Origin of the sequence: Rahnella sp. PCH160, from assembly GCF_047784855.1 — a bacterium.
GTDB lineage: Bacteria > Pseudomonadota > Gammaproteobacteria > Enterobacterales > Enterobacteriaceae > Rahnella.
In genome coordinates this window covers 62,777-89,425 of the sequence record NZ_JBLOGT010000003.1, presented here as the reverse complement: position 1 = coordinate 89,425, position 26,649 = coordinate 62,777, and the positions used below count along the sequence as shown (strand labels likewise).

Genomic DNA, 26,649 nt, shown 5'->3' with positions numbered 1-26,649 from the left:
ATCATTAATCATTCCTTTTTTTACGACTTCCCAATAATTCTGACCGTCCGAAGCTAACTTTATCTTCTGCGTGTTTTCTTATTCCTGAAAACCCTTCTTCATCAAGTAATTCTTCTATTGATCCAATTACTTGTAATGATTTGGTGCGCTGCAATGAATTGATCCCCTCATTCCATGCATGGAGCATGTGCTTTGTCATGTCTCGCCATTGCGGTTCATTCTTGGATGCCTCAACCATCTCCTTTCCAACCTCAACTGCAGATTCTGAAAGTACGTCGACCATTTCAGCAAATCGGCGCGGCGAAATCCCCAACCTGGCATTAAAAAATCGTTCCAAGGTCTTACGCGCATGCCACGTTTGCCTTCCTTCAATTGACAGTGCTGGCGGGTTATGTGAAAAACGTGGGTAGGCCTGCGTCGTTACTAAGTCATACACTGGCGTATATTTCACATCTGACAAAGTCGTGTAATAGAGGGCAATATTCTTTGAATGACAGTCCGCGTTGCGAACAATGAAATTCGTCAAAATTAACCATCCCAGACCTTCCAACTGCGCACGTACTGCCGTACCCGGTAAGTACACGCGGCTTGCGTTTAACACCTTTTCCATCGTTGTCGCATATTTCTCATGCGGCGGCATCCCCAATAATCCACATGCATCTTCTAAACCGGACACAGGATTACCTATTTCATCAACGTCGAATCGTTCAACAAGAAGTACTTTGCCATCATCAGACATGATGCTACGAGCCACGTGAGTGACCCTAAGCCGCTCTAACACTCTCATTGTGTAGAATTCATTGAAGCCGAGATAAGGTGTTGTGTCGTCTGAGCCCTTAATGATGAACTGTCTGGTTTTGAGAGTGGGTTTACCCAGTGGTATCTCTTCTTTGCCGGCAGGAGCAAGAAATTTCGGTACAACGCCCGATACTGCGGCTCTCGCATAACGCCTTACCAAAGAAGCAAAATGGTCGGCAGTGTTATTACCTTTCAGCAGGTCGTTAATTTGTAGAAGATCAGGTTCTTCTCCGGGAACGATACCTTCTGGAGTTACGGTTACCCTTCCTATACTTGAAGAGCCAATAACAGCCAGAAGCGATAAATCTGTTCCATCAAGCAGTGGACCAAATTCTTCACGAATAACTCCCAGAAGGTAACCCTCAGGCAGATTCTGCCTGAAAAAGGGATGCAAATCCCGTGGCCAACGCCATGCTTCTTCACGAACAGGCATCGACAAGCTGATAAATTCGGTACTCTTCGTCCCTGGTAAGTATTGAAGCACATACTCATCCCGGTTCCTGAATAATGTCGCGACTTTCTTACCCAGAACTTGCACATCTAACTTCATGAGTCTTCCCCATTGCGCTGTTCCAGGAGAATGTCATCCAAGGTCCGGACATGCCCTATTTTGACAGCACGCAAGTCATAGCCCACTGCCTCTAAAAGACGCACAAGAATGGACACACTCATATCGCCTTTAGCAAGCGTCTCCATTCGTACAATGGTCACACGTGAAACACCCGCTTTCTCAGCCAATTCAGCCTGCGACAAACCTGCTTCGATCCTTGCAGTCTTGAGTATTTCTGCAACATCATAGAGAGTAGTCATCTGTGTCTCCTGGGATACAATAAATCTACTATAAAGCAAAAATGTATCCCATGGGATCCATAGCATGACCTTATTACAAAAATTTTAGCTTGGATGCCGATAGAAATTATATCTTGAATATTTCGAATAAAGATCAGAAGTATCCTTTTGTATACCCAAAAAGAACAATTAAATTATAGCTAAATTTAGCTAAAGAAACTATCTAAATGACACTATATATTGTGATATAACCTTAATGACATTTTAAGGGTATTTATGTACATTTTCGGATATCTCAGGGCTTCAACAAAAAGTCAGGATGCTAAAAGAGCACAAAAACGGATGAAGGCATTCGCAGAGGACAATGGACACCGAGTCGCCGCCTGGTATATCGAGAATGAGTCCGGTGCCTCGCTTCAGAGACCCGAACTCATGCGGATGCTGGATGAAGCAGATAAAGGTGACATCATCCTGATTGAACAGGTCGATCGGTTATCCCGTTTATCAGAGGATGACTGGGGCGCGCTAAAAACAATTATTCACGCGAAGCAGCTGGCTGTTGTGAGCTTAGATTTGCCTACCAGCCAAATGGCGTTAACCGATAAGAGCGGAAATGATTTTCAGGGGGCTATGCTCCGGGCTATCAACGGCATGATGTTAGACATGCTTGCCGCGATATCACGTAAAGACTATGAAGACCGCCGCCGCAGGCAACGCGAGGGCATTGACAAAGCCAAAGCCGAGGGGAAGTTTCACGGACGCAGGGCTGACGAAGATTTGCATATGGTGATCATGACGCTACGAAAGAGCGGAAAGAGCCTGGCCGACGTATCCCGAATCAGCGGCGCGTCACTGAGTACGGTTAACCGGGTCTGCAAGAAACTACGTGAAGAGGCTGAGTAGATGCTCGTAGGGCAGGTGAGGGCGGTTCCAGGCTACTTTGACAGAATGTCTCCGTTTAGCATGGACGTGGTTAAATGCGTGGCCCTGGTCGCCATGCTTATCGACCATATGAATGACATTCTGTTGTCACCCTCTAGCCCACTGCTTTACGCCGTTGGCCGCATGGCAATGCCACTGTTCGCACTTATCTTCGCATTCAACATGGCAAAACAGCCAGGCCGTGCCCAGGAACTGGCTAAACGGCAATGGAAGTGGGCGATCATAACCCAGCCTTTCTTTGCCTTTGCCTTTTATGACCATCAGCCCTGGTACGCGTTGAACATTTTGTTTGTATTCGCCGTGTGCAGCCAACTGGTCGCGTGGATCTATCCCAGGACGCGGTATTGCTGGATAAAGAGCGTACTGATTATCGCCATTTTCGCATGGCCACTCTCACTGGCCAGTTATGGGTTAGCGGGCATTGCCTTTGTGTTGATCTCAGTTCTGATGCTAGCCAGCTTATCATCAGGCAAGATAGTTCCATTACTTTGGGTTTTATCACTATTCAGTTTAAATGCTGCTTCATTGATGACAGCGCCAATAATTGAAGTGGTCGTTTTCGCCATTATACCCACGCTTTGTTTACCGCTATTTGTGCTGACTTTAATCGATAACGTTGAAGCAGCAGGGAAACGATTTTTGCCGCGACAAACTTTCTACTGGCTGTATTGCGCGCATCTGCTTGTATTAGGAATTATTTCAGTTTTACTAAGCACAAGGGGGCAGTGATGTAAGCGGCACATAAAAATGTAAAACGTACTATTGATTATAACTAATAATAATATTGATTTAAATATCATACTTATTTGTTCTAAATGACGACGACTGGAATTAGATGATTGAATTTATTATCACTCAATGAAACTATTTTTCGCATCATGCAGCTACCTCTAAAAAGAAATAGAACACAGAAATTCACATAGGAATATTTCATTTATGGAATATACACATCCCGTGGGGTTGTGTAAAAAACGCACTACGCACGCATTGATATAATATTAGTATTCAAACACCTTGATAATACTTATGAAGAGGTTCATATTTCGAAATACTTACCTGGTATTGAGGACAAGCGACATGAGTTCCCTATCAATCATACACGCGGCCTCTTGGATATTCGCGAAATACTCTTATGAATGACAGAGCACTCACTGGAATTTCAGAAACGCTAAATATGAGCCTACCGGAACATATAAATCCTCACTACTGTATGGCAATAATGAAGATTATGCTTCAAACACATGGCGTCGACCTTTGTGGGCCTACTGACCCCCACAATTCTGACGGAGCAGGTGTTTACCTCGTAATTCGAGATGATTTGCTTAAAATCGAAGTTCCTGTTTACACCCATCGTTCCAAAAGCGGATACCAAATTACTCTAACGAGAAACACAATCCTCATACATGGACGACCTCTGTTAGTTGAGTTCGAGAGGCCTTATTTTTCTCACGAAGCCAAAATTGATGGTGTGCCGTTCAGAGACATCTGTAATGTTGAATATGATGGGCATCTTGCACTCACAGCTAACCACGGATGCTTGTATTTCAAACAAGGAAACGCCTGTCGTTTTTGTTCTATTCCTAAATGGCGGGATGCTGAGGATCGTTCGTTAAAACGCCTGATCGATGCAAGCACTCTCGCAATATCGCTAGGGGAGGTAAAACATATCTCTCTCACCACAGGAACAGCACCTGGAGCGGACCGAGGAATTAGGTCGATTCTGACCGTACTATCCAGTCTTAGAAAGACTGCACGCATCGCAGGAATACCTATTTTTGCGGAATTTGAGCCTCCACAGGAATTGGAATGGCTAGATAAGCTTCGCGAATCCGGCGTGACGACGGTTTCGTGCAACCTCGAGTTCCTAACGCATGATCGAAGAGCCCATTACATGCCTGGCAAGGCAAAGATACCCTTCGAGCATTACCTACACGTATGGGAACGCGCCGTTTCACTTTTTGGGAGAGGCCAAGTTTTTAGTAATGTCTTGATGGTAGAGGATGACATTCCTCTCCCTAATCAGCTTTGCTCAGAAGAAATGAAAACAATGGTCTCTGTCGGTGTCATTCCGTCGCCAGGACCTTTATATCCAGACCCTGCGTCCGAGCTTGCCAACGCGATGTTACCATCGGTTCAGGACCAAGTTAGCTTTCTCGTAGGCACGGCCAATTCGCTCTATTCTGAAAATCTTGACCCACGCCATGCGCTTGCTGGATGTCATCGGAACGGATCTTACAGCACGATAAATCAATTCTATGCTGCACGAACTGCCGATTTTGATATGGATATTTCTCGATTATCGATATTGGAATGGGTGGTATGAACGGCTCGTGGGGACTTTGTTTCGGTGCCTTTGCAGTCAGTCTTGGCTACGGCATGCTAACCCCCTTTGTAAATGAACTTATGGCGGGAACCCAATCTTCTGTTCAGATTGGACTATTAATTGGAGTTTATCCATTGGCCAAGGCATTGGGATATGCTGCATGCCTTTCTCCTAAAATCCGTGCCTGGCCAGCTGCGCTCATGCTGTTTTTGACAGTTGTCAGTTACGGCGTCCTCAGCTTTACTTTCGAGCCGTTTTTCGTCGGCCTGGCCCGGTGCATCGAGGGGTTCGTGTTTGGATGGTTCCTAGCGAAAGCATCCGTTGATATTGCCTCGATGGGCGAAGCTGTTGGATATAGGTTAAGTTGGCTCAATGGAATGTCGTCGGCAGGCGTTCTGGCCGGGCCACTCATCATCGCCTGCACTAACGCCTTGCATAGACCTCAGGGTGCATTTCTTATTGTGGCAATTTTATGCGCTATTGCGGTGCTTTTTCAGCGACAAGCAAGTGTTAAGTCGAAAGCATCCGCCATGGTGCCGCCAGTTTCCGTATTAAAGCAGTTGTTACCGGTGTGGCCTCTCGTGGCTTTGTTCGCATTGTTCGATTGCACTTTCGGGGCATTGTCGCTCGGTGTTCCTGTAGCTTTTCAAGCTTTGGGCGATCGCGCCATTTCTGCAACGGCCATTTTTTTCTCAGGTGGATTTTTAATTTTTACGGTCTTGATGCCTATTTTTGGCTATCTCTCAGATAGGCTACAACCGCTATTCGTTCTGGTTCCGGCGCTCGCAATCATCACTGGGTTGTTTAGCCTTGCAGGCATCGTTTCGGAACCTTTTCAGATTGGAGGCTTCTTGTCACTGGAATATGTGGCAGCTGCGGCAGCATATGCCTCGGCATTGGCTGCTATAGGGAAGCTTGCTCCAAACGCGCTCCCATTAGTTGGTATTGGACAATCTTTGGCAATGTCCGGTGGCTCCGTTATGGCGGGCCTTCTTATCGAAAAAAGTGGAGTCTCGCACGTATTCGTTTTCCTATCTTTGTTCTACCTGACAGTTCTTGTACTTATACTCACATCGGCCAAAAAATTGTTTGTTTGTATAATAAAAGATGACCGTTGGAACTAGTAATTTTGAATCGGCACAGCTTCGATAATCATCTTTTTAAGCTGGCAGATAGAATTCAGCTCTTTACGGCTACTGGCGTCAATGAAAAGAGTAAAGAAGAAACCGAGACAGATTTACCCAAGAAACAAGCACAAAAAAGCGCACTTAACGTGCGCGTACGTAAGGCTGGGTTCTAACTCTAAATAATTTATCAATAAGGATTGATTAGGTACTATGAAATAGTTTTTTCTATTTTTTTATAGAAAAAAATGTGCAAAATTCTTAGGAGTCCATTTTCGTCAAATTTTTCTTCTGATTTTAGTTTACCCTCGGCATCGCAGATACATAAAAACCATTCATTGGAATTTGAATGATATTCAAACATATATATTTCATCGAATATTGTTTTGCTTGGTGGAAAACCACCATAGAATTTAGCGGCTGGAATATTTTCATGTGGCTCTAAATGAAAAAGCATATTATCTTCATGATCTTTTATTGTTTTCTCAAAAAAACTCAGAGTAATGGCACCATGTGATATAGTCAAACAGGCAACATTGCACGTGAATGTACCGGACTTTTTATTATTAATATATAACTCATTAGAACTTTGGTCTATTGTAAGAGTAGGGCTGAGTTGATTTTTTTCTGCAGCAGTCAGTGTAAGTATCCCGGTAAAACGAACCATTCACTTTTAGAGATCTTCCGACATACTGATTATGTCCCCTGAGGAGATCGCTATGCGCAAGATCCGATTCACCGAGCACCAGATCATCGCCGTCCTGAAATCCGTCGAAGCTGGCAGGACCGTCAAAGATGTCTGCCGCGAGGCCGCAATTTCAGAAGCCAGCTATTACAACTGGAAAGCGAAATATGGCGGGATGGAAGCCGCCGATATCAAAAAGATCAAAGATCTGGAAGACGAGAACCGGCGGCTCAAACAGATGTTTGCCGACCTCAGTCTGGAATGCCGCGCGTTGAAAGACGTCATCGAAAAAAAGCTTTAAAACCAGCGATAAAGCGTGAGCTCGTCAGCTATCTGACGGCGCAATTTGCCATGAGCTTACGTCAGGCATGCAGGACATTATCGCTGAGCAGGACGGTGTATTTTTATCAGCCCGATACCCGTCGCGATGAGCCGGTGATCCAGGCGCTGACTGAAATGGCGGAACGCTATCCGCGATACGGTTTTAAGAAGCTCTTTCAGGTGCTTCGCAGGCACGGTAATGCCTGGAATCATAAGCGTGTACACCGGATTTACTGCCTGCTGAAACTGAATTTTCGTCGTAAGGGTAAACAACGCCTGCCGGTGCGCGACCCGGTACCATTGGCAACACCGGAAGCATTAAACCAGAGCTGGTCGATCGATTTTATGCACGATGCGCTCGTCTGCGGCAGACGCTTTCGAACCTTTAACGTGGTGGATGATTTTAACCGTGAGGCGCTGGCGATAGAAATAGACCTGAATATTCCGGCCCAGCGTGTCGTCCGGGTACTGGACAGGATTGTGGCAAACCGCGGATACCCGCTGAAGATGCGGATGGACAATGGACCGGAATTAATCTCACTGGCTCTGGCGAATTGGGCAGAAGAGCATGGTGTGATGCTGGAATTTATCAAGCCGGGTAAGCCGACGCAGAATGCCTTTATCGAACGGTTTAACCGGACGTACCGGACAGAAATACTGGATTTTTACCTGTTCAGAACTCTGAACGAAGTACGGGAAATCACAGAGCGCTGGCTGATGGAATATAACAGCGAGCGACCTCATGAATCTCTGAATAACCTGACGCCGGAAGAGTACAGGCTGATGGCCGAAAATACGGAAATCTCAAAAAGTGCGTGGAACTAAAACGGGTGTGCTTACATGATGACCTGGTTTACCCTGTTTTTCATCTGGAGCGCGTTTATTCTTTGGTATCACGGCGTCTCCCTGTTGCAGTTCATTATTCACGACAGTTATCTGTATACCTATTCACTGGCATTACACCCGGACAGCAACACGCTGCTCCCGGATGCCCTGCCGGTTGTCCTGCTGGTCATGCTGGTGTTGGCGGTCGGTGCGTTTTTGTCATCCGTCACGGTGGGCGCGATTCACGCTGTGTCTTTCCTGTTCAGAACGGCGGGCGCACTCATTCAGGCCCAGTACAGCACCCCACCGGCACCCCGTAATCCGCCGTCTTTTCACTAAGACGTCTTCGTTTTTTCGCTGAATGCAGATGATGGCGGTGAGAGTGAGGGGGAGAAATTACATGATTTTGTTTCAGACCAGAAAACGGGTGCTGTTCTGGGGATGGGCGGTAATGCTGTTTGCTGGCGTCAGGTTCATGCTTGCGGTTTCGCTGCGAAGCCAATGGGGGCCTCAGCAGCTCACAGATGCGTATACGGCGAATCTTTGCAGCCTGGTCGCACTGGTCGGGGTGATATTGCCCCTAGTCCCTGAGCGAAAGCGGATAGCAGCACTTGGCCTGATGCCGTTTATTCGTTTTGCGTGGAGATACCTCGTGTTATCTCACCTTATGGTGGCCCTTCTGACGGCATTTACTGCAGTGAGTTTCGGTCTTTGCTGGAATACTGAGGTTCAGGGAAGTGGCCTGCTCGTGTTTATCGCCAGCTGCATTTTGGTATCCCGTCTTACGCTTAGAGATAACAAGACGTCTTTGTTTTCCCGCTGAATTCCATCCCATTTCTTTTTCTGACGATCCCTGCGCTGCCTGTTCGGGCGGATTTTGCCTGTGCGCTTGCCGGAGCTGAACCATGAGTTTTACACCGAAGTACCTCACGCAGGGGGGCCAGATGACGGCCTACCGCCTGCGTATGTTTGCCCAGGTTAACCAGTGGATATTTAACTGGCTCTTCCTGTTGTTTGTGGTGTCTACCGCGGGCGTGTTTTGGGCCGTTACCCCCGCAGATGTCCTGAATAACGGTTACTGGTACTGGACCGGCAGGCTGTTATCCAGCTTTGTGCCACTGATGAACCCGAAAAGCCCGGCGACGTGGGATATCAGTTGGCACTGCAATGCCAGCGAAACGCTATGCACCACCAAACTGACGCTGGGACAATTACTGGCCGACCCCTGGATGCAGTCGATGGGCGGCCAGCTGGTGAATAACTTAAAACTGAGCGCTGCAGGCTGCGGCACAATCTGCATGCTGTTGTTCAGCGTAATTGCCTGGTACGTGGGGCGCATTGGCAAAAAAGAGAGTGAAGATACCTATATATCCGGCATGACGCTGACGGATGACCTGGCCAGTGTGAACCGGCAGCTGAAAAAGGCCGGGCAGAAGTCAGACCTGCAGATTGGTGGCCTGAATATGGTCAGGAATGCCGAGGTGATGAATTATCTGATCCACGGCACCATCGGCGTCGGTAAATCCACCCTTATCCGCTGGCTGCTCGACTTTATACGTAAACGGGGAGACCGGGCGATTGTTTACGACTCCGGTGGCACCTTTATTGAAACGCATTATGACGAACGTATCGACAAAATTCTCAACGCGCACGATAAGCGCTGTGAGAACTGGGTGCTGTGGCGGGAAGCGCGGGAAGTGGTGGACTACGAGAACCTGACGGCCTCGCTTATTCCGGTGGAGGGGGAGTCCGACCCGTTCTGGGTGTCCTCATCGCGTACTATTTTCAGCGACACGGCGATGCAGTTTGCCTCACATAGCGATCGCAGTATTGAGAAGTTCCTGACAGCCCTCTTGTCTATCGACCTGAAAACCCTACGCGAGTTTCTCAAAAACACGCCCTCTGCCAACCTGGTAGAGGAAAAAATTGAGAAAACGGCCATCTCGATCCGGTCGGTAGTGACGAACTATGCCAAAGCCTTGCGCTACCTGCAGGGGCTCGATCGGGAAGGTAAGCCCGAGTTCAGCATCCGGGAGTGGATGACTGACGCACAATACGACAAAAGCTGGCTGTTTATCTCCACCACAGCCCGTCATCGCAAATCCGTTCGCCCGCTGATGTCGATGTGGCTGTCGATGGCCACTATTTATCTTCAAAGCATGGGGGAAGACCCTGACCGGCGGGTGTGGTTCATCTTTGATGAAATACCCAGTCTGCAAAAAATCCCGGATTTTGCTGAAACGCTGGCTGAAGGACGAAAATTCGGTGGGTGTTTTTTTCTGGGCCTTCAGAACATGCCTCAGCTTATCAATGTGTACGGACGCGAGTTGGCCAAGTCTATTTTTGACCTGCTCAACACCCGTTTCTATGGCCGTTCGCCGAGCGCCGAGGTGGCAAAAATCGTTGAGGAAGAGCTGGGGCATCAGCGCCGTCGTGAGGCGCGGGAGCAGAACAGCTACGGTCTTGACCAAATCCGTGACGGCATATCCATCAGTCGTGACAAGGTCAACGAGCCGGTGGTCGATTATGACCAGATCATGTCGATGCCAAACCTTCGCTTCTACGCCCGCCTGCCGGGGGAATACCCGGTCGTGAAACTGGATCTGAAGTACCGCCCTCAGAAGAAGTACCACAAGGCGCTGATGGAGCGCGATTTCAAGGATGTGCTCAGTCCCCAGCTGGAACAGGTCATCGGCAAGAACGAACAGGCGACGCGCATGGCGGGCATTGTCTTCCCGACCGGCGACGAAATTCTGGAAGGGCAGAAAGCCGCAGCAGAACCGGAGATTGTCACTCAATCCCCTCAACCCCAGACGCCGCCCCGAAAGACAGTATTTCGTCACAAAGCCCCGTTCGGAAAAGCGTGACCGTTACGGTTTCGCCGACGCCGCTCACCGTTGAAGCACTGAAAACACCGGCAACACCAACACCGCCGGTGGCTGAAGGCTCTGCTCAGCCCGGCACTGCCGTCCTCACGGAGCCTCCCAGCAACGTGCGTCCCTTTACGCCGCGAATGATGAGGCCGGATGTGGCGGCGGGAAACCCCGGAGAGAGTGATGGCGTATCCAGAACGGCGGACAAACACCCGAATGCTCCCGCACCGGTCAAATCATCAGTGTCTGATGCCGCGACCCCACGTGCCGTCACTGCGGATTCGGCCGCCGTGCCACCTGTTAGTCCGGCTGCGGCCAAAGCCCCTGCGGTAGCGGTTAAGCAGGCAGTGCCCTCCGTCGGACTCAGCGCACTGGAGATGCTCGCGCAAAAAAGGCGCAAACCCGCGCCGACCGCTGACGGCACCGAAGACCAGGCGGCAACAGAGGCACAGGGGGAAGCACCGGACCTGCAGATGGACGTGGAGGTTGACGAAAAGGGCGAACTTGTTCTGCGCACGTTAGGTGCCCGGAAGGCGGCACCGGAAAGCCTGGATGAGGCCCAGGCGACGGAGTACGGCGCGGCAAACCGCGCGATGGCCGAGGAGGAACAGAACATTCTGCGACACCACGATGATTATGACGCGTACCAGCATATGGATGAACACCACGAACCCGGAGGTTTTGAACGATGATGACCGTTGCCTCCGTTGCGTCTGCTGCAGACGCGGCGGGCTATTACAGCAGCAAAGATAACTACTATTTCCTCGATGATCTGCAAAGCCAGTGGCTGGGGGAAGGCGCCCGTGAGCTGGGACTGGAAGGGAACGTTGACCTTGAGGCGTTCACGAATGTCCTGCACGGGCGGTTGCCGAACGGCGTGGAGCTGGGGAAGGAGGTGTCAGGTAATCATGTGCATCGGCCCGGACACGACTTCACCTTTTCTGCACCTAAAAGTGTCTCTATGCTTATCCTGGCCGGCGGCGATAAGCGCCTGTTGCAGGCCCATATTGAGTCTGTCAAAGAAACGCTGGCCATCATGGAGCAGACGATTTCAGCCCGTGACACGAAGGAAGGCATCACCTCCATTGTCCCCACCGGCAAGATGGTGGCGGCGCTCATTACCCACGATACGTCACGCAATCTCGATCCGGCCATCCACACCCACGCCGTGGTGGCCAACGTGACCGAGCTGGACGGCAAGTGGAAGGCGCTGGCCACCGACGCCATTTATGGTGCCGGGTTTATTGAAACGATGTACCGCCATCAGGTCAGCTTCGGCAAAATCTACCGTAACGGCCTGAGGGCAAAAGCGGAAGCGCTGGGGTATGAGACAGAACTCACCGGCGGCAAGCATGATCTCTGGGAAATCAAAGGGTTTCCGGAGGCGGTGCTGGAGGAATTTTCGTCCCGCCACCGTGAAATCGCCGCCCAGGTCGGGGATGAAGCGTCACTGAAAAGCCGCGACGTCGCGGCGTTAGACACCCGGCAGAAAAAGGTCGATATCAGCCGTTACGGACTCGATGAAGCCGATGCACAGGGCGCACGCACGCCGGCTGCGCCGTCACTGACGCAAGCTGACACTGCCAGCGTGCGATCATCGTCCCCTGAGCGCGTGGATTTACCGTCAGAACCTGCAATTGAGGTGGTTGGAGAGGGGAACGCCCCTGTCCGCACGACCGCTGAGGCGGTCAGTCTGACCGAACCCGGACAGGTAACGCTGGAAAAAAGTACGGGTGCAAAGGACGCATCGGCGGAACCACCCATCGCCAAACCGGAGACGCAGGCCGGCCGCAACCGCCTGCAGGCCAGGTGGGATCAGCAGATGGCTGACCTGAATTTCAATATCCGCGAGGTGATAGACGCGGCGCAGGTTCGCGCCGAAGAGCCTGAACAGGAGAGCGAACGCCCGCAGTTGCCGCACGCTATGCAGGCGGTGCGTACCGCGATTTCGGTGTTGAGTGACACCCGCACCCGCTTTACCTACGGCGACCTGTTGATGACGGCGCATGAAGTGGGGGAAGATCAGCACGCTATTCCCAATCTCCGCAAGGCGATTGATCTGGCCATCGGTGAAAACCTGCTGGCTCCTCTGGACGGGGACAAAGGGGTATTTACCTCGCATATTCATCTGCTGGATGAGCTGTCGGTGCAGGCCCTGGCGGGCGATATCGTGAAGGAGGGAAAAGTGGTCAGTTTCCGCCAGCCTGATCACGAAACGCCTGATCGTCTCAAAGCGGTGGAATTTGCGCCGGTGGCCATCCTGAACGCGCCGGCGTCAATCGGACGTCTGCGCGAAGTGACGGAAGAACTGGTGACAATGTCACGTGAGCACGGTCGCGAGGTGAAAATACTGGCCAGTTCCGCCGAACGGGGCCTGAGCTTTGGCAAATCTCCGCTGCTCAAAGACGACATCCTTTACCGCAGCCGCATTTTGGATAAGGGGTTCAGTCTCTCATCACACAGCACGCTCATCGTGGAAAGTGCGGAGCGCCTCGGACTCAAGGAGATGCTGGTCCTGAGCGGCGAAGCGAAGGAAAAAGACGCCCAGCTTATCTTCCTGGACAGTGCCGGACGGCAGTCCAACGCCAACGCCTTGTCGGTGCTGTCATCCGCCGGCGTGCCCCGTCACGGCCTGACGGAGCCGGTGGCGGGGCTGGAAGCCCGGGTGATCAGTATTGGCGATAAGCGCGACCGTTATCGGGCACTGGCCGAACGCTATGCCGACCTGAGCGCACCGGATACCCCGGTGACGGCCGTGGTCACCGGTGCCCGGGAACAGCAGCATCTGACCGGCATCATTCGTGACGCCCTGCAAAATGCCGGCAAGCTGGAACGCGAGGGACTGACCGTCGAAGCCCGCACGCCGGTCTATGCCAGCGTGAAGGAGCGTCTGCTCCCGGCCACCTACCGGGCGGGGATGGTGCTGGAAGACCGATCAGACAAAAATGAAACCCGCCACTACACCCTTGACCGGGTGCATGAGGAGAAGCGCATGTTGTCACTTATCGACAGCGACGGCGTTCTGAGCCGCGTAAAACTCAGCGACCTGACCGGCGACTGGCGGCTGTTTACCCGTGAACAGCTGCACATCGCTCAGGGGGAACAGCTTTTTGCGCTGGCCGCCGACAAGGCCAATGGACTGAAAGCCCGCGATCGGCTGACGGTCACGGCGGTCAGTGAGGGGAAATTAACGGTGCAGCGTGACGGTCAGAAAAAACCGCTGCAGGTCGCGACCGATCGGCCACTGTATCTGACGCATGGTTATGTCAGCGCACCGGGGAGCCGGGACAATGAGCGCGGCATCGTGCTGGCCAGCCTCAACGCGCGTGACCTGTCCGGCAACATCATGAACGCCCTGGCCCAGTCGGGTCATGAGGCGGAAATCTTTACCGGGGAGGCGCAAAACAAGGCGGAGGAGAAACTCGGGCGTATGCGTACCACCCGTTCACCGCTGGCGTTAGTCCGCCAGGTCAGTGGCAAGGAAGACGCCGGGGAGGCGCTGGCAGTGTTAAACGCAGGATTACTCACGGATGCGCAAAAAGCCGTGTCGCGCGCCGTTGCCCAGATGAAGGAGGTCGCCTTCTCAGAGGTGAAGCTGCTGGAGCAGGCGGGCACGTTCTTCAATCATCTGGGCGCGTTACGGGCCGAAGTGGCCCGGCAGGTCAAAGAGGGGGACCTTATCCCGGTGAAAGTCGGTGGCGGAGGGGGATTTGTGGGGCGGGCGACCTGGGAGATGGAAAAGGCCATCATCCGGGAGATTGATACGGGTAAAAATACCCAGACACCGCTGATGGCCACGATTGATCCGGTCTTACTCAATGGTCTGACCGCCGGGCAGAAGGTCGCCACGACGCTTATCCTGCAAAGTCCCGACCGTTTTACCGCCGTACAGGGCTATGCCGGCGTGGGGAAAACTACCCAGTTCCGGGCGGTGAAAGCCGCGATCGATACCTTGCCGGTCGGTGAACGACCGTCAGTCATTGGGCTTGCACCGACGCACCGCGCGGTGAAGGAAATGCGCGACGTTGGCATCGAGGCGCAGACAATCAAATCTTTCGTCGTGGACTGGCAACAGCGCACGGCGGCGGGCGAAGACGTGCGTTATGCCAATACGGTATTTCTGATTGATGAATCCTCGATTGTGGGTAATCAGGACACCGCTGCCGCCTATCATGCGATAACGCGCGGGGAGGGGCGCGCCGTGCCGGTGGGCGATACCGGCCAGCTGCAGTCACCGGAAAGCGGGGCACCGTTCACGCTGATGCAGGAGCGCAGTTCCATCGACGTGGCCGTGATGAATGAAATCGTTCGCCAGCGTAATCATGACCTGAAATCTGCCGTTTACAGCGTCATTGAGAACAAAGCCGGCGCGGCCCTCGAGAAAATTGAGCAGGTGTCACCGAAGACGGTGCCCCGGCGGCAATTCTGGGATCCCCCTGCCCACTCGGTGGTCGAAACCGAATCACCGGTGACACGCATTATCATGGACTATATGAGCAGAACACCGGATGCCCGCGAGCGTACCATGATTGTGGTGCAGCTGAATGAAGACCGCCAGGCTATCAATGCCGGCATTCATCAGGCGATGTTGGACGGAAAAGTGCTGGGGGATAAAGCGGTGACCGTCCCGATACTGGATCGCATTACCGGCGGACGCCACGATTTTAACCGCATTAATGACTGGAAGGCGGGGCAGGTGGTGTTGGCTAATGAGCGTTATCTGAGCGTGACCGGCGTGGACAAGGGGACGGATCGGGTATTTTTACGCGATGAGAACGACCGCATGCACTATTACTCTCCTCAGGAGTTGAATGTCACCGAAATTGAGGTGTTTGAACGCCGGGAGATTGAGCTGCGGGAAGGTGACAGCGTGCGCATGAGCAAAACGCAGAAGCAGGCGGGCCATGACGCCCATGAGCAGTACCGGGGGGAAGCACTGCGGGATAATGGTGAAGTCGTGCTCAAAAACGCCGACGGTAAGAAGATCATTACGCCTGATAGGACGCTGGCAGACCAGCACATCGATTATGCCTGGGCTGTGACGGGGTACGGCGCACAAGGGGCCAGTACGGACTATGTGATTGCGCTGGAGGGGACGGACGGTGCGCGTAAGAGAATGAGCGGCATGCGGGCCTTTTACATCAACGCCTCCCGTGCCCGCGACCATGTGCAGATTTACACGGATGGCCTGCGTGACTGGATGGATACGCTGCGGCAAAAGGATAATGGCCCGACGACTGCGCATGATGTCCTGAAACCAGAATCAGAGCGTGCGCAGGCCCGGAGCATCTGGGCGATGGGGCAGCCGGTGGGTAAAACGGCGATTGGGCGAACCTACCTGCGGGAGCAGAACCTGAAAGATAACCCGATCACCGCACGGATCATCCCGCCCACAAAGAAGTATCCGATGCCGCACCTCGCCTTGCCCGTCTTTGATGGTAATGGCAAGACGGCGGGGCTGACGATGTTTCCCCTTGAGTCGGACACCGGTCAGATACAGACCGGGCCGGTACGCCAGCTGACGACCGAGGGCGCCCAGGCGGCGGTGGTGCAAAAAAGCCGTAACGGTGACACGATTGTGGTGAGCGATATGTCGCAGGCGCTGGCGGCGGCGCGGGGCAATCCGGCTGCAGGCGTATTACTGCTCACCGGCCGGCAGATGCCGTCCGCGCAACTGCTGAAAGTGGCGGGCGGGGTGACTGACCGGACGTTCAGACCTGATGCCACTTTGATCAGGCTGGTTCAGTCGGAGCTGCAGGAGATACTGCGGTATCTGCCGGTAGAAGAACGGCCGGCGGATGAGTCAGCCCTGCTTCGGCAGGCACTCCGGGCTGTTGAAGAGGCGCGGCCTGCACTGCCAGAACGCTTGCCGCAGGAGGCTAAAGGTCAGGATGAGTCGGCGTTGTTACGTGATGCCGCATGGGCACTCGTCACTGAAACGCCTCCGTTGCACGTTATGACTGGGGCATCTGAGGGCGCTGAAAAAGCAGCGTTGTCGGCTCGTCTGATTGAGCAGGTGGTGCAGTCGATGCAGCAACAGGTGCCGGTACTGCCGGGTGAGAAACTGCCGGACTACGTCGCGCTTGTCCGTCAGGCGTCTGTCCTGCTGGCCCAAAACGAAGGCCTGCAGGACAACAACGGTGCTGTACAGGCCGTGCTGGCCTCACTGGCCGGTGCCGGGCAGTTCGCCAATGCCGTATTGCCAGCTGAAAACGCGCAGGGAAGCCTGGTGTCTGCAGAAGCACTCCGCTACGTGCAGGCCGAACAGGATAAAGCGCACGGCACCGCTAAAAATCCGCAAAACGACCTGTCAGAGCGGGCGCTGGCCAGCGCGGCGCGTGAACTGGAAAAACAGGGGCAACTGACGTTACCGCCCGAAAGCCGGGGCCGGGAGCCGGAGCGGGAAGAAATTACCCACGAGGCCGTCCGAAATATTCAGAAAGAACGTTAATCCACACCGTTTCACATACCGTCAACGGGCACCTATTCCTTTACCGACAACTCCGGTATTCCTCTTCAGAGGCATCATTATGACAAACCGTTTTAACGCGGCGGCGCTTTCGCTCGCCCTGAGTTTTACTTTCGCTTCAATCCAGGCAGCCGTTGCAGAGCCGGTAGATTTCACGCCGGCGCAGCAAGCCCGTATCGGTGAGATTGCTACCGACTACCTGGTGGCTCACCCGCAGGTGCTTATCGAGATGAGCAAAAAGCTGCAGGCGCAGCAGGCGGCAATACAAGCACAGCTGATGGCACAGTCTGCCCTGAAGGGGCACCGGCTGCTGATGCAGCTTGACGGCGTGCCGGTGAAAGGCCCGCAACATTCGAAAAGTAGCACCCCGGACAAGCCGGGGCACAACGGCAACATGATTAGTTACAACATTCAAAACCGTAATTCACATCAACCCCCAGCACCGAGCCAGCACGTAAGCCCTCCGTTCACCTGAAAAGCCCCGCCGCCCCGGGCCAACGGCCCGGAACAGAGTGGCTTTAAAAGTGAATGTTGTAACTATTAAAAATGTGTCGCTTTGAGAGGTGTGACTTTAGCTCTGAAGTACACGCTCGTAAGCGCCAAAGGCGCTAACGCGGAGATACGCCCTGGCTTCGCCAGGACCACTCCGACCGCGTACCTTGACGTTTCATTGCTGTGAGCCGGAATGGTCTGGCAGGGCGAGGGGTGGGCATCGGTGTTACCTATAAAACCTGGGCGGCTGCGCCGCGCTACCGGCGACCCTTATCGATAGCGTTCCTTTCAAAATGGGGTGTCGCCTCCATGCGCTACGCGCATTTACAAACACTAAAAACCGTTGCCAACATAGCGTTTTCGTTCGCAGGGAAGCGCTGCAAATTCCTGAATACTCATACCGGCCTGGAGCAGAACAAAACCCCCGTATTGTGTCATTGATACCACAAATGATAATCATTATTACTTATTGCTTTAGCTAAAGAGCAGGGATAATGTGCAATCACTGTATGTAAATACAGTGATTTAGTTTTTGTACAACACAACGGCTTTGTCTGCATAAGACATATAACTTACTAATTAAAGGATTGAATTATGGCTGAAGATACTATTAACGTGGACGGTAACGCTCCCTCTTTCCCTGATAACTATAACTTTGCTTCAATGACTGGGTACGACAGCCAACCGCGACCGACGACTAAACCTCGCCTCGTAAAAGCCTTCAATGACGGGACAGCTACTGCTCTGTTCCTGCAGCAATGCATGACCAACTGGGATAAAAACCCGACCGGTGTGGAACAGATGTTGTGTAAAGCTGCCTGGGCTGAGCAACAACGTATTGATGGTGGTCAGACTGTTTATTACACCGCGTTCAATTTAGCACCCGACCTGTGGGATCCTCACAAGCAAACTGACCTTACCAAGGATGCTATGGCTCCGCTGGCAGCTCTTTATCACTATGCGTTTGGAGATGGTTCTCCTTTGAGCGTTAGCCTGGATCGTCTTAGCTTTAACTTTAATCGTCAAAACCTGATACCGGTTGATACGATCCTGAAGACAGCCAGCATCGGTAAATTCGATATTAACCAAAATATCGGGTACGACTTCCGTGGAAGTAGCTATTGGGAGTGGAGTTATCTCGGTCGCGTATCTCTAAATTTGCGAGGCATACTGACAGTAGATGCGGCTGGTAACTGGGCGTTTGATGGAAAAGTCATTGGCTTTAGCGACCGCTATGATGCCAATAAAGATGTGAAACGCGGCAAGGTCGGGGAATTACTGACAAATGTGTTACGGCTGATCCCTGGCAAAGAATATGAGATCTACTTTAATGGGGAACATCCCGTCAACCTTAATGGTAAGCGCTGAAAGGTGTAAGTATGATGAGAAAGGGCCATTGGCCCTTTCTCAGTCATTGGAATATTCTACGTTCGACAGCACTGAACAACGCGGCATACCGAAATACTGCTTAGCTGGGTGAGTCGAGATATGAAATGGTACCAGCGCACTCATTGGACCGATCTGAACAGCCGCCATATCAACATGCAAATCGCTAACTGACAGGTGGTATTTAGCAAAAATCTGATTATCTGCTCTAACAACGTCTTTAATCACCGCGTTAGCGGCTTGAGAAGGTTGCAGTGTCAGGCAAGCTTCAATATCGGCACGTTTTCCCATTTCGAAATCAACATACAGAGCGCCAATAGCAATGACCATAACTGCAATAACCCCTAAGCCAATCTTTGTAGCCTTGCTCATACTGCCTCTTAGATCGATAATCACCAGTTCGTTCCCCCATTAATAATAGTCTGCCTGAATCGCCACGGGTTTAACAGACACCTCGGAGTCATTTAAAATGGCTTAAAGAGAGGTGCACATGAGCAGTAAGCGTTATCCAGAAGAGTTCTAAATTGAAGCAGTTAAACAAGTTGTTGATCGTGGCCATTCTGTTTCCAGTGTTGCAACACGTCTCGATATCACTACCCACAGTCTTTTTGCATGGATAAAGAAGTACGGGCCGGACTCTTCCGCCACCAAAGCTGGAATCATGATAGGCCTGAACGTCTGCTGTGTGCCAAATATAGTCATTCGAACCCTGAGAGTTACACTTTTAAGTGATTCAGGGTATGCGCTTATTGGTTACGAATATTGTGCCAGAATCATGTGATTTGATGATTGCCGCTTTGCTTTCGAGCCAGTAAGTGCTCCACGTTCGCTAACGAATACTCAGGGCATGCAGAGCGGAAGTAGCTAATAACAGTTTGTGTGGATCAACGGGGAGCAGGTCAATACGTAGGCCTTTACCTTCTCCGTTTTCTAATTCACTCAGATATTAGTCAAAATAAGGTTTCAAAACTTCTTCAGTCCAAGTCATAAAAGCCCTCACTCGTTGCGACAAATTGCGTCTGTGCGCGACAACGAAAGATGCATTTAGCGGCATGGGCCGCAGATTGGGAAGGATTTCAATCAATGCTCCACGTTGGATATGGGGCAGGAGTGCGGAATAACCTCCCTGAATTAACCCCAATCCCGCTAGTCCTGCTTCATGGTAGGCCGGTACGCTGTTGACCGTCATCGTGCCGGGTAACATCAGCGAGTCGTAGCCATCACCTGACGGATATTCCCATCCGTCAGGTTTCGCGCCAAAATTCCGCATGTAATGAACCATCCTGTGTCCTTGATTAAGAAGATCATCAATCCTCTGCGGCACACCAAAGCGTTTCAGATAGTCTGGACTTGCCGCATTGATCATCCGTAATTTTCCTAGCGGCCGGGCAATCAGGGTCTCATCAACAATGGGTCCCAGACGAATTACGCAATCAAATCCTTCCAGAACCAGATCAACACGGCGGTCAGTACTTGAAAGCTCAAGTTCGAATTCCGGGTGGGTATCCAGTAGCTTTGGTAGCGCGGGAATAACTACGCTTTGTGCCAGAATAGCCGGCATATCAACACGTAAACGCCCTCGCAGTGACATTCCGCCAGGTGAAAACATTGACTTCAGTTCGTCTGCTTCCGCCAGCAGGTCTCGTGCACGCGAATAAAAAATACGGCCATCTTCGGTCAACTGCACGGTCCGGGTGGTGCGGTGCAAAAGCGTAGCGCCTACGTCATGTTCGAGCTCGCGAACCACCATTGAAGCACGTCCTTTCTGAATACCAAGACTTTCTGCTGCCTGGGTAAAACTCTTCATTTCCGCAACGCGCGCGAAAATGCTCAGTGCCTCAAGATTTTTCATTGTTCCTCGTTTAAATAACAGTGTGTTAATTTTAAGGTTATTTATGATCATTATAATACTTAATAGACTGTCTTCACACCGCGTAATCCCACGCAGACACTTGCAGAAGGCAATTATCATGACTCAATCCCTTTCAATGATTAAATCTGTCGTCGTCTATCACTCTGGCTATGGGCATACAGAACGGATGGCGGCAGCTGTCGCTGAAGGTGCCAGCGCCACGCTCGTGGCTATCGACTCCGAAGGAAACATTGCTGAAGACGAATGGGCAAAGCTCAATGCGGCAGACGTGATTTTGTTCGGTTCGCCGACCTACATGGGTGGACCGAGCTGGCAGTTCAAAAAATTTGCAGACGCCTCGTCAAAACCCTGGTTTGAGGGCAAATGGGTGAACAAGATTTTCGGTGGCTTTACCAACAGCGCGAGCATTAATGGTGACAAGCTGAATACGCTGGCCTATTTCTTTTTGCTGGCTGGTCAGCACGGCGGTATCTGGGTCAACATGGATATTAAGTCCTCTAATACCAAAGCCTCTTTGCGTGATGATCTGAATCGGATGGGCTCAAATATCGGTGCCATGGCACAAACCCCTGCCGATGCTTCCCCTGAAGAAATGTCATCAGGTGATCTTGAAACAGCACGCCTGTATGGCGCACGTGTCGTAAATATTGCCTCCCAGTTTCAACCTATGAATTCAAAGAGTCGTTGAATTACGTCACGTACACATCCTGTGTCTGCAAGCGGTATCACTGGTGAAGAGGAAAAGTAAATCAAATGAAATATAAGCAACTTGGGCGTACAGGCTTGTTTGTTTCAGAAATGTGTCTCGGCACAATGACGTTGGGCGGCAACTCGGATGCTGGCATGTGGTCGTCTATTGGCGCAGTAGAACAGAATGAAGCAAATCAGATTATCGCGCGAGCGCTTGCCGGCGGGATTAACTTTATCGATACCGCTGATATTTATTCCTTCGGTCAGTCTGAACGTATTACAGGGGTCGCACTAAAAGAACTCGGTGTTGCACGCAACGACATTGTTCTTGCCACAAAAACAGGTGGGGTGATGGGGCCTGGGCCTAACGCACAGGGAGCATCACGCGGGCATATTATGGATTCGGTACAGAGAAGCCTGGAAAGACTTCAGGTCGATCATATTGATTTGTACCAGATTCATGCGAGCGATCCGGTCACGCCCGTTGAGGAAACGCTGCGTGCTCTTGACGATCTCACACGGCAAGGGTTGGTTCGTTATGTTGGCGTGTCGAACTGGGCCGCAGGTAAGCTCGGTAAAGCACTTGGCCTGAGTGAGGCACGTAATACAACACGTTTTGAGACACTTCAGGCTTATTACTCTATTGCCGGGCGTGATGTGGAGCGGGAATTAGTGCCCCTGATCCGGGAGGAAAAGATGGGCCTCCTTGTCTGGTCGCCTCTTGCTGGCGGATTACTATCCGGAAAATTCGGACCAGATTCATCAGCACAGGCCGATGCACGCCGTAGTAAATTCGATTTCCCACCGGTCGATCGCGATCACGCCTGGCAATGCGTTGCCGAAATGCGCGCCATTGCAGAAGAACATAGCGTATCGGTCAGTCAGATAGCGCTTGCCTGGCTACTGACCAGACCCTATGTCACCAGCGTCATAATCGGCCTGAAGCGTATCGAGCAGCTCGACGACAACCTCGGCGCAGTCGATATCATTCTGACAGCAGAGGAACTGGTGCGATTGGATGAGGTAAGCGCTTTGCCTCCTTATTATCCAGGATGGATGATTGAGCATCAGAACGCAGCTCGCCGCCAGGCATCCTCTCGCTCTCAAAACTGAATGAGATAAAAACGTTGTAACCCCCCGTTCCCGCTGCTTGCATGTTTGCCTGCAGAACTGTATTGCGCTGGAATAAATCACGTTTTACAAAAGAGATAAAGAAATGAACAAAGGGTATTTAATCGCACATGTCACTGTATCGAACGCTGTTACCTACGCCGAATATGCTAAGGCTGCCGGAGAAGCAATGCAGGCGTTCAGTCCAAAGGTTATTGCCTGGTCCGGGCAGTATGAAAACCTTGAGGGAGAATCCCATGAAAGGCATGTTGTTTTTGAGTTTGCTTCTTTTGCCGAGGCCAAACGTTTTTATGAAAGTCCTCAATATCAGGCAGCCAGAGCAATACGTGCAGGTGCTGCGACCGGAACTTTTGTGCTGGTTGAAGGAGGAGCTTAATTTTCGGCGTAAAGCTTGATAAAAAATTTAACTGCCTGGTACGAAGGTCTGACTGATGACAGATCTCCGTGCCAGATATGCGTTGAACTACAACGTCCGCCTCACGCCCTGAGACATTCGACAAGCTTTTTATGGCTTCAGTAAGGGCGAGTGTCGCGCTTCGAGAGCCAGCAAATATTTTGCTTCGTCGTACTGGGTTCTGGTCTTCCAGCAGCGGTAAATGATCCTTATCCATTTGAAGGCAAGAGCCCGGATTGCAGACTGGTGAGATTTTCCTTTTTCTCGCAGTCCCTGATAATAAAGTCTGGCCCAGTATGATGAGTTAATCGTCTTCGCAGCCCATTCGACAAAGGTCTGCCTGACGAACTTGGCACATTGCCATCGCCAGTGAACCCATGATTTCTGGCCACTTCGTTCGGTCACCGGTGAAATACCTGCATAGTTTTGAATTTCTTCAGCGCTGTTAAACCGGTCACGGTTATCACCAAGTGCAGCAAGCATCCGTGGGCCCATACACGGCCCCATGCCCGGAAGTGATTTGAACAGCCCCGCATCTGGCAATGTGTCAAACAGCGTTTCGATTCGTTCGTCATAGGTTTTGATGATTTCACTCACGACTTTAATTTGTGTCGCCAGTGCTGTTGCCATCAAAGCATTAGCCTCTATAACACTCGGGTCTGTCGTCAATGGGATCGCATTATCAATACTCGCAACACGTTGCTCGGTAAGGGCCATTGCGCGGCCACCTCTGGCATTCAGAAAATTTCGGGTCGTGTCGCGCCTGGCTCGTTTCAGTTGTTGCAGACTGGGCCACCGGATAATCAACTCACACAAAAGTAAGCTACCCCGATGTGAGAACCACTCCAGTGGCTGAGGATAATACTGTTTAAGCGTGTTGATGAGGCGATTCACAAAGCGGCGTTTGTCTTCAACCAACTGACGACGTTGCTCAACCAGTTGCTGAAGTAAGCGAATATCCGCATTGTCGGGTTCAATAGCTTTTATCTTTTGGGGATAACGCAGCATTAACTCTAATGCCAGCTCTGCATCCTGCGGGTCATCTTTAGCGCCGCTGGGCGAGAAGGCTTGACGGTAACGAGCCAGGGACAAAGCGTGGACGGGGAAAACGGTGATAAAGGGATATTTTTGAAGAGCATATACCACGGGGCCCTTCTTCAGCTCGAGAGCTATGGCGATTCTGCCTTTTACCTTCTGGTGTAACTCAGTAAGCCAGGCATCAAGCGCTTCTGCTGTATGTTCAATCACATCGAATACGCGTTCACCGTTTTTAAACTGAACACAGACATCGTGTTTTTTATCCGCCCAGTCCAGACCAACGTGCGCAGCAAATTGATTAGTCACAGTCATCACCAACTCCTTTTTATCGGGGATTGGTATGCATTCCACGCTCTTCGAAAGAAATATAGCCAGCAGTTTATCTGCATGCCCTGAGTATTCGTTAGCGAACGTGGAGCACCTACTGGCTCGAAAGAAAAGCGGCGATCATCACGTGATTCTCGCTCAATATTCGTAACCAGCAAGCGCATACCCTGAATCACTTAATAGTGTAATTCTCAGGGTGCGAATGACTATATCTCGCTCAAAGCTGCTTGTCATGTCTGCTTAAGAAACAGGCTAAACCTAGGGTTTTTCTCCTTTTCCAAGCGGCCCCCTATCAGCATGCGTTATCTTTTCGGCGCTTCAGGCGAGAGAGAAGCCTGCGGCATGATCACCCCTAGCGTCGCTGATGTCTTGCGATGGTAAGCCAGGCGGTCACGGAAATACTCTCTCAGCTCAGGCGGCTGCTCCAGCTCAATCTGGCCAACAATGACCGACATGCCGTAACGTAGCTTATAGGCAACGGTCGCGGCAGCCATATCAACCGCCATTTTTTGCCGTTCTTCCGGGGGAAGTTCTGCGAGATTGTAACTCATGTCATGCCTCATTTTCGGACAGCAAGGCTCGCCACAGTAAGAACCTGCAGTGAGATACATTGCGGATGGATTGAGTGTATGACGAAACAGCAAGGGGCTATACAGCCAAAAAATGCCCCTCACCTGCCGTATTGCCGGGATTATTTTTTAGGTTTCTCATCGAAGGCTAAGGTGGCACCGACACACATTGTCAGTGCAAAAAGCACATGAAACATCGCTTTAACCAGCCCGTTGAATCCGATATTCAGCGGGATAACAACAAACACAAGGCTGCCTAGAACACATCGACGGCCAACCACTTTACGCTGTTCCGATGTTAGTCGGTCTATCCTGGTCATCCTCGACAACGTCGACGTCAGGGTTTTCCACATAATTAACCTCATCACTAATAGATGGAGATGCAAGCCAGATTTTGAGTCAGACGATTGAATGAGAAAATTTGAATGAAAAAGAGCTTCAATCTTTGTTCAGCATACGTCTGAAATTATTGCGAGCCTGCTCTTCCCCTTCTGTACGGGCAGATTGCTCAGGTATGGCGGGGGCTGCAGTCACCTGGCCGGCGCAGGCAGCAATGACTTCCTGAATGCTGGCTGTCGTTGGTTGCCAACCCGTTGTCTGCTGAATGATGCCAACCAGGTGGTCGGCGGTAAGCTGACCATCGAACAACATGGCCAGCAGATACGGCAAACGCTTATCCAACTGGTATAACGCGCTTCCGCCCACAATTGCTGCCCGGAAGAATTCGCCACGGGTTCGCAGGGGAACTGACTCGATGATGTCCATTGCCCTGGCATCCTGACTATCATCTTCAGGATGCAAATAGACAGTCAGCCTCTTACGTTTGTCGGTCACGGATACGGTCCAACCTCTGCCACAACTACAGCAGCGAATCTACAGGAATGTCTTATGTCGGTTGCTCATGACGGACCACCGACCGGTAGACCCAAGCGCGACCGATTGATTTCCCCCAATATAACCGCTAACAGTGTCCACAGTAGTTACCATCCCCAGAATAACAGGAACTGCTTTCGCAGAGTGAGGAGGCTACGTACAGACGGTGATGGGAAGACGTTTACTTTGAGCCTGCAAACGCATCGAATACGAGCATAGCCGTTTGGAAACGCGAGCTACTACAACTACGAGTTGACCCATTTATCCACTCAGCCAACGGCGGGCTTCTGTCACACAAGTTTTGAAAGTAGCCGCTCTAGTTCAGCCCGTTCCTGCACCTTCAGTCGCGTCAGGCGTTTCTCGAAGCTTGAAGACAGCGCCAACGTTGCTGCGTCGAGTGCGCGTCTACCTTCTGAGGTTAGCACCAACCGGTGTCGGCGCAGATCTCCCTCATCGATCTCGCGTCGAACGAATTTTTTTGCAACTAGGTTACGCAAATAAACTGTCACGCTGGCCTTTGGCAACATCAAACGTTTGGAAAGTTCGGCCGGATAGCGGCAGGGCTCAATTTCTCCAAGTACAAAAAATTCCTTCGTTTCCAGCCTGAGCGAAGCAAGTTGTTCGGCGCATTCGTTCATAACGAGGCCAAGTACACGGTGGTTCAGAGCCCAGATGTTTGCAGGATCGCTCATCTATTCCGCCAGTATTTACTTATAGTACATAGCTG

The 26,649-nt window shown here is 51.5% G+C and carries 24 protein-coding genes and 1 pseudogene; 16 read left to right on the top strand and 9 right to left on the bottom strand.

What is annotated here, in order from left to right:
- Positions 1-4: 4 nt before the first annotated feature.
- Together ACM5QY_RS25950 and ACM5QY_RS25945 are read right to left on the bottom strand one after the other, a co-directional pair.
- Positions 5-1,348 carry a type II toxin-antitoxin system HipA family toxin gene (locus ACM5QY_RS25950; RefSeq protein WP_416123504.1) on the bottom strand — a complete coding sequence of 448 codons (1,344 nt, stop codon included), beginning with the start codon at positions 1,346-1,348 and terminating at the stop codon, positions 5-7.
- Positions 1,345-1,608 (bottom strand): helix-turn-helix transcriptional regulator, encoded by a 264-nt coding sequence (locus tag ACM5QY_RS25945; protein ID WP_416123503.1) that lies wholly within the window; start codon positions 1,606-1,608, stop codon positions 1,345-1,347. The genes ACM5QY_RS25950 and ACM5QY_RS25945 overlap by 4 nt, the downstream gene beginning before the upstream one ends.
- Before the next feature lie 255 nt (positions 1,609-1,863).
- Here ACM5QY_RS25945 and ACM5QY_RS25940 point away from each other — a divergent pair, with 255 nt between their 5' ends.
- From ACM5QY_RS25940 to ACM5QY_RS25925, 4 genes are all read left to right on the top strand, one after another.
- Entirely contained in the window at positions 1,864-2,490 is a 627-nt protein-coding gene (locus tag ACM5QY_RS25940) for a recombinase family protein (protein WP_416123502.1), read from the top strand.
- Positions 2,491-3,258: a TraX family protein gene (locus tag ACM5QY_RS25935; protein ID WP_416123501.1), complete on the top strand. Its 768-nt coding sequence runs from the start codon at positions 2,491-2,493 to the stop codon at positions 3,256-3,258.
- A 403-nt stretch (positions 3,259-3,661) separates the two neighbouring features.
- On the top strand, positions 3,662-4,852 hold the full coding sequence (locus ACM5QY_RS25930) for a radical SAM protein (RefSeq protein ID WP_416123500.1): 1,191 nt from the start codon (positions 3,662-3,664) through the stop codon (positions 4,850-4,852).
- A complete protein-coding gene (locus ACM5QY_RS25925) occupies positions 4,849-5,976 on the top strand; it encodes an MFS transporter (protein WP_416123499.1) in 1,128 nt (375 codons plus the stop codon). The genes ACM5QY_RS25930 and ACM5QY_RS25925 overlap by 4 nt, the downstream gene beginning before the upstream one ends.
- A 211-nt stretch (positions 5,977-6,187) precedes the next feature.
- Here the strand turns inward: ACM5QY_RS25925 and ACM5QY_RS25920 are convergent, their stop codons facing one another.
- Entirely contained in the window at positions 6,188-6,643 is a 456-nt protein-coding gene (locus ACM5QY_RS25920) for a hypothetical protein (RefSeq protein WP_416123498.1), read from the bottom strand.
- A 52-nt stretch (positions 6,644-6,695) separates the two neighbouring features.
- On the opposite strand from ACM5QY_RS25920, the gene ACM5QY_RS25915 reads away from it, so the two are divergent.
- The 8 genes from ACM5QY_RS25915 (at position 6,696) to ACM5QY_RS25880 (ending at position 19,009) form a co-directional block, all read left to right on the top strand.
- Positions 6,696-7,807, top strand: a protein-coding gene (locus ACM5QY_RS25915) for an IS3 family transposase (protein ID WP_416118689.1) whose coding sequence is annotated in 2 segments (ribosomal slippage) — positions 6,696-6,957 and positions 6,957-7,807 — 1,113 coding nt in all. Because the reading frame shifts where the segments join, the coding sequence is not laid out codon by codon here.
- Positions 7,808-7,822: 15 nt separating this feature from the next.
- A complete protein-coding gene (locus ACM5QY_RS25910) occupies positions 7,823-8,146 on the top strand; it encodes a hypothetical protein (RefSeq protein ID WP_416123497.1) in 324 nt (107 codons plus the stop codon).
- A 61-nt stretch (positions 8,147-8,207) separates the two neighbouring features.
- On the top strand, positions 8,208-8,630 hold the full coding sequence (locus ACM5QY_RS25905) for a hypothetical protein (protein WP_416123496.1): 423 nt from the start codon (positions 8,208-8,210) through the stop codon (positions 8,628-8,630).
- Positions 8,631-8,712: 82 nt separating this feature from the next.
- Positions 8,713-10,674, top strand: a complete 1,962-nt coding sequence (traD, locus tag ACM5QY_RS25900; RefSeq protein ID WP_416123495.1) for a type IV conjugative transfer system coupling protein TraD — start codon at positions 8,713-8,715, stop codon at positions 10,672-10,674.
- On the top strand, positions 10,671-11,372 hold the full coding sequence (locus ACM5QY_RS25895; protein ID WP_416123494.1) for a hypothetical protein: 702 nt from the start codon (positions 10,671-10,673) through the stop codon (positions 11,370-11,372). The genes traD and ACM5QY_RS25895 overlap by 4 nt, the downstream gene beginning before the upstream one ends.
- A complete protein-coding gene (mobF, locus tag ACM5QY_RS25890) occupies positions 11,369-17,131 on the top strand; it encodes a MobF family relaxase (RefSeq protein ID WP_416123493.1) in 5,763 nt (1,920 codons plus the stop codon). Before ACM5QY_RS25895 ends, mobF begins: the two co-directional genes overlap by 4 nt.
- Positions 17,132-17,210: 79 nt before the next feature.
- The gene (locus ACM5QY_RS25885) at positions 17,211-17,624 is read left to right on the top strand and encodes a hypothetical protein (RefSeq protein WP_416123492.1); all 414 of its coding nucleotides are present in this window, start codon (positions 17,211-17,213) and stop codon (positions 17,622-17,624) included.
- A 611-nt stretch (positions 17,625-18,235) separates the two neighbouring features.
- Complete coding sequence (locus tag ACM5QY_RS25880; protein WP_134706923.1) at positions 18,236-19,009, top strand: lipid II-degrading bacteriocin; 774 nt, start codon at positions 18,236-18,238, stop codon at positions 19,007-19,009.
- A 39-nt stretch (positions 19,010-19,048) separates the two neighbouring features.
- On the opposite strand, the gene ACM5QY_RS25875 is transcribed toward ACM5QY_RS25880, so the two are convergent.
- Positions 19,049-19,399 carry a hypothetical protein gene (locus ACM5QY_RS25875; protein ID WP_416123491.1) on the bottom strand — a complete coding sequence of 117 codons (351 nt, stop codon included), beginning with the start codon at positions 19,397-19,399 and terminating at the stop codon, positions 19,049-19,051.
- 151 nt (positions 19,400-19,550) lie between these two features.
- Between ACM5QY_RS25875 and ACM5QY_RS25870 the strand changes: the two are divergent.
- Positions 19,551-19,673: pseudogene (locus ACM5QY_RS25870) on the top strand (transposase); the annotation flags it as partial.
- Positions 19,674-19,973: 300 nt separating this feature from the next.
- On the opposite strand, the gene ACM5QY_RS25865 reads toward ACM5QY_RS25870, so the two are convergent.
- A complete protein-coding gene (locus ACM5QY_RS25865; protein WP_416123490.1) occupies positions 19,974-20,879 on the bottom strand; it encodes a LysR family transcriptional regulator in 906 nt (301 codons plus the stop codon).
- A 136-nt stretch (positions 20,880-21,015) separates the two neighbouring features.
- Between ACM5QY_RS25865 and ACM5QY_RS25860 the strand changes: the two genes are divergently transcribed.
- The 3 genes from ACM5QY_RS25860 to ACM5QY_RS25850 all read left to right on the top strand — a co-directional run bounded on the left by ACM5QY_RS25860 (position 21,016) and on the right by ACM5QY_RS25850 (position 23,097).
- Positions 21,016-21,588 (top strand): flavodoxin family protein, encoded by a 573-nt coding sequence (locus ACM5QY_RS25860; RefSeq protein WP_416123578.1) that lies wholly within the window; start codon positions 21,016-21,018, stop codon positions 21,586-21,588.
- Between the two features lie 65 nt (positions 21,589-21,653).
- Positions 21,654-22,703 carry an aldo/keto reductase gene (locus ACM5QY_RS25855; RefSeq protein ID WP_416123489.1) on the top strand — a complete coding sequence of 350 codons (1,050 nt, stop codon included), beginning with the start codon at positions 21,654-21,656 and terminating at the stop codon, positions 22,701-22,703.
- A gap of 103 nt (positions 22,704-22,806) precedes the next feature.
- Complete coding sequence (locus ACM5QY_RS25850) at positions 22,807-23,097, top strand: DUF1330 domain-containing protein (RefSeq protein ID WP_416123488.1); 291 nt, start codon at positions 22,807-22,809, stop codon at positions 23,095-23,097.
- Between the two features lie 129 nt (positions 23,098-23,226).
- Here the strand turns inward: ACM5QY_RS25850 and ACM5QY_RS25845 are convergent, their stop codons facing one another.
- The 4 genes from ACM5QY_RS25845 to ACM5QY_RS25830 form a co-directional block, all read right to left on the bottom strand.
- Positions 23,227-24,465 carry an IS110 family RNA-guided transposase gene (locus ACM5QY_RS25845; RefSeq protein WP_416121892.1) on the bottom strand — a complete coding sequence of 413 codons (1,239 nt, stop codon included), beginning with the start codon at positions 24,463-24,465 and terminating at the stop codon, positions 23,227-23,229.
- Between the two features lie 317 nt (positions 24,466-24,782).
- On the bottom strand, positions 24,783-25,031 hold the full coding sequence (locus ACM5QY_RS25840) for a DNA polymerase III subunit theta (RefSeq protein WP_416123487.1): 249 nt from the start codon (positions 25,029-25,031) through the stop codon (positions 24,783-24,785).
- 456 nt (positions 25,032-25,487) lie between these two features.
- Positions 25,488-25,883, bottom strand: coding sequence for a plasmid partitioning/stability family protein (locus ACM5QY_RS25835; protein ID WP_416123486.1), 396 nt, complete (start codon positions 25,881-25,883; stop codon positions 25,488-25,490).
- A gap of 329 nt (positions 25,884-26,212) precedes the next feature.
- Positions 26,213-26,614 (bottom strand): MarR family winged helix-turn-helix transcriptional regulator, encoded by a 402-nt coding sequence (locus ACM5QY_RS25830; RefSeq protein WP_416123485.1) that lies wholly within the window; start codon positions 26,612-26,614, stop codon positions 26,213-26,215.
- Between the last annotated feature and the right edge of the window lie 35 nt (positions 26,615-26,649).